This is a genomic window from Ilumatobacter sp., assembly GCF_049588435.1.
GTDB lineage: Bacteria > Actinomycetota > Acidimicrobiia > Acidimicrobiales > Ilumatobacteraceae > Ilumatobacter_A.
Genome location: NZ_JBAVYV010000207.1, coordinates 1 through 2,533, shown reverse-complemented (window position 1 = coordinate 2,533; position 2,533 = coordinate 1). Strand labels below are relative to the sequence as shown.

The window sequence follows — 2,533 nt, the reverse complement described above, 5'->3', positions numbered from 1 at the left end:
CGAACATTCCGGGCAGGGTGGCGAGCGGGATGTGCTCGCTGCCGTCGAAGACCAGGTGCTCGTAGACCTCGTCGGTCACGACGATCAGGTCGTGCTCGATCGCCACCTGCGCGATCAGTTCCAACTCGTCGCGATCGAACACCTTGCCGGTGGGATTGTGCGGTGTGTTCAGCAGGATCAGCTTGGTTCGTTCGGTGATCGCGGCGCGCAGCGCCTCGGGGTCGAAGCACCATCGTCCTGCGTCATCGGGCCCGAGCAGCACGGCGACCGGGGTTGCGGCGGCGAGCGCGATTCCAGCCTGGTAGCTGTCGTACATCGGCTCGAACACGATGACCTCGTCGCCTGCGTCGAGCATCCCGAGCATCGCCGCCGCCAATGCCTCGGTCGCACCGGCCGTGACGACGACCTCGGTCTCGGGATCGACGTCGAGGCCGTACCAGCGCTGCTGGTGCTCGGAGATCGCCAGACGGAGATCGGGATCACCCAACCCCGGCGGATATTGGTTGACCCCGGCTCGAATCGCGTCGACCGCCGCGTCGAGGACCTCGGAGGGACCGTCGGTGTCGGGGAAACCCTGCCCGAGATTGATCGCGCCCGTCGAAACCGCAAGCGCCGACATCTCGGCGAAGATCGTCGTCCCGAACCCGGCCAGCTTGGAAGTCAGGACATCGGTCGGCGCGGTCACGTGGTCAGTGTAGAGATCGCGGCGACACGGGTTCGGAGAGACCGTCGGACAGCAGCTCGCGTCAGCCGGACGAATCGCTGGGCGCCAGGATCGGATCGGACGGAGGCACGAAGGATTCCGGCGCCGACGTCACCTGGATCGCGCAGGCACCACGGTTGGTGGTCAGGTCACACAGCGTGGACACGCCGGACCACTGGACCCCGGAGTTCACCTGACCGGGTCGCGGGCGGGCGTTGGCGTTGAGGATGCGGCTGGCCGAGATGTCGATGTTGTAGCCCGTATCGGCCCGCAGCCAATGGCGCTCCTCCCGGCCGTTGTTCTCGAGCACGTAGAACGGGAAGCTGAGCGGGGTTGGTACCACGGTCGGGTTGGTCTGGCCCGGCGTGGGTCCGGCGCCGCCGGTGGGATCGAGCCGTGCCCACCAGTTGTTGCCCTGGATCACCGAGACCGACGGGTTCACGTACCAGCACGGCAGCGTGGCGCCGCCAACTCGGCACGTCCGGCTGACCGCGCCGCCGGTCGACGTGATGCCCGGGACGGAGAGGACCGTGGGGAGGCCAGGTTGCAGCATGAGCGCTGCATACTCCCGCTGACACAGTGGACACTTCTGCCCGGGCGAGAACCACGGGCTCCAGGCTCGGTCCCGCCGTTGCTGTTCGGTCGGAGGCTGGCCGGCGGTGCCCGTGGCGGCGCAGTAGCGCCCGGCCATCCCTCGTGCAACATCGTTGCCGACGATGTTGACGTCCATTCGTGCGATGGCGGTGAACGGTGCCCCGACCCCCGCGCTGTCGTACTGCCACATTCCGATGCCGGGGTGCCAGAAGGCCCGGTAGTAGGTGGTGGCCGGGTTGGCGAAGGCGTACAACCCGAGGTTGCCGCTGGCGTTCGTGTTCTGGTTGCGGAGTCCGTTCCACTCGTCGTAGCGCGACAGCGTCATCGGAGACGGCGCGGTGGCCGCGGTGGTCGCAGCGCCGGATTCCTTGAAGATCGGCGAGATCATCATTGCCGCCAGACGGTCGGAGTCGATCGACGTGCAACCAGCGGCGCGGTATTCGGCGGCCACGATCGCGGCTCGGGACCGGATGGCGGCCAGCGGGCCTTCGCCGAGGTAGCGCGACGTGGTGGGGCACGTGCCGAGACGGGCAACGTTGTCCGAGAGTGCGCCGGTGCCGCCGAGCACGACGGCGGTCACCGGTGCCAGACGGGTGAGCTGAAGGGCACCTTCGTGGCCCACGCACGTTTGCCGGACCAGGAGCACGGCGCCGCCGACCTGGGCCGCGGCTGCGCCGGCGGCGAGTGCGTCCGGGAAATTCTCGCCCGTCGCCAGGAACACAGTCGAGACGGCGGTTGGAAAGAAATGGGCAGCGACGGCGGCCGATGTTCCGTAGCGATCGGCGCCGGCGATTCGCTCGGTCGTTGCGATGGCGCCGAGCTGGCCGAAGACTGATGCGCTCGCCGCACCGAGTCCTCCGAGCAACACGATCCGCGTCGGATTCAACCGGTTCAGTTCGGCGAGAGTCGAAGGAGGAATGCGGTTCGTGCCGACGAGCAGCAACGGCGCGTTCAACCGCGCCGCTGCCGGTGCCGCCGACAGAGCGTCGGCGAAGTTGCGGCCGGTGGCGACGAACACCGTGCCGGCCCCGGTGGGGAAGCGTGACCGCGAAAGCGCGACGGCAGTCGCGAAGCGATCGGCCCCGGCAACACGCGCGACCGTGCCACTCGTGTATTGCCGCAATCGGGTGAGCACCGCGTCGCTGACGGCGCTGGAACCCCCGACGACCACGATGCGTCGCGGCTGCAGATGGGCGAGGGCCTGCACCGTCGGCTCCGGAATCGAGTTGCGTGAGG

Annotated in this window: 2 protein-coding genes; both read right to left on the bottom strand. The window is 68.5% G+C overall.

The annotated features are described in order from the left end of the window. The coding region (locus WBV89_RS07865) for an aminotransferase class I/II-fold pyridoxal phosphate-dependent enzyme (protein ID WP_423980780.1) at nucleotides 1–619 on the bottom strand (619 nt) is incomplete at its 3' end. A gap of 127 nt (nucleotides 620–746) precedes the next feature. Then, the coding region (locus tag WBV89_RS07860; protein WP_423980779.1) for a cell wall-binding repeat-containing protein at nucleotides 747–2,533 on the bottom strand (1,787 nt) is incomplete at its 5' end.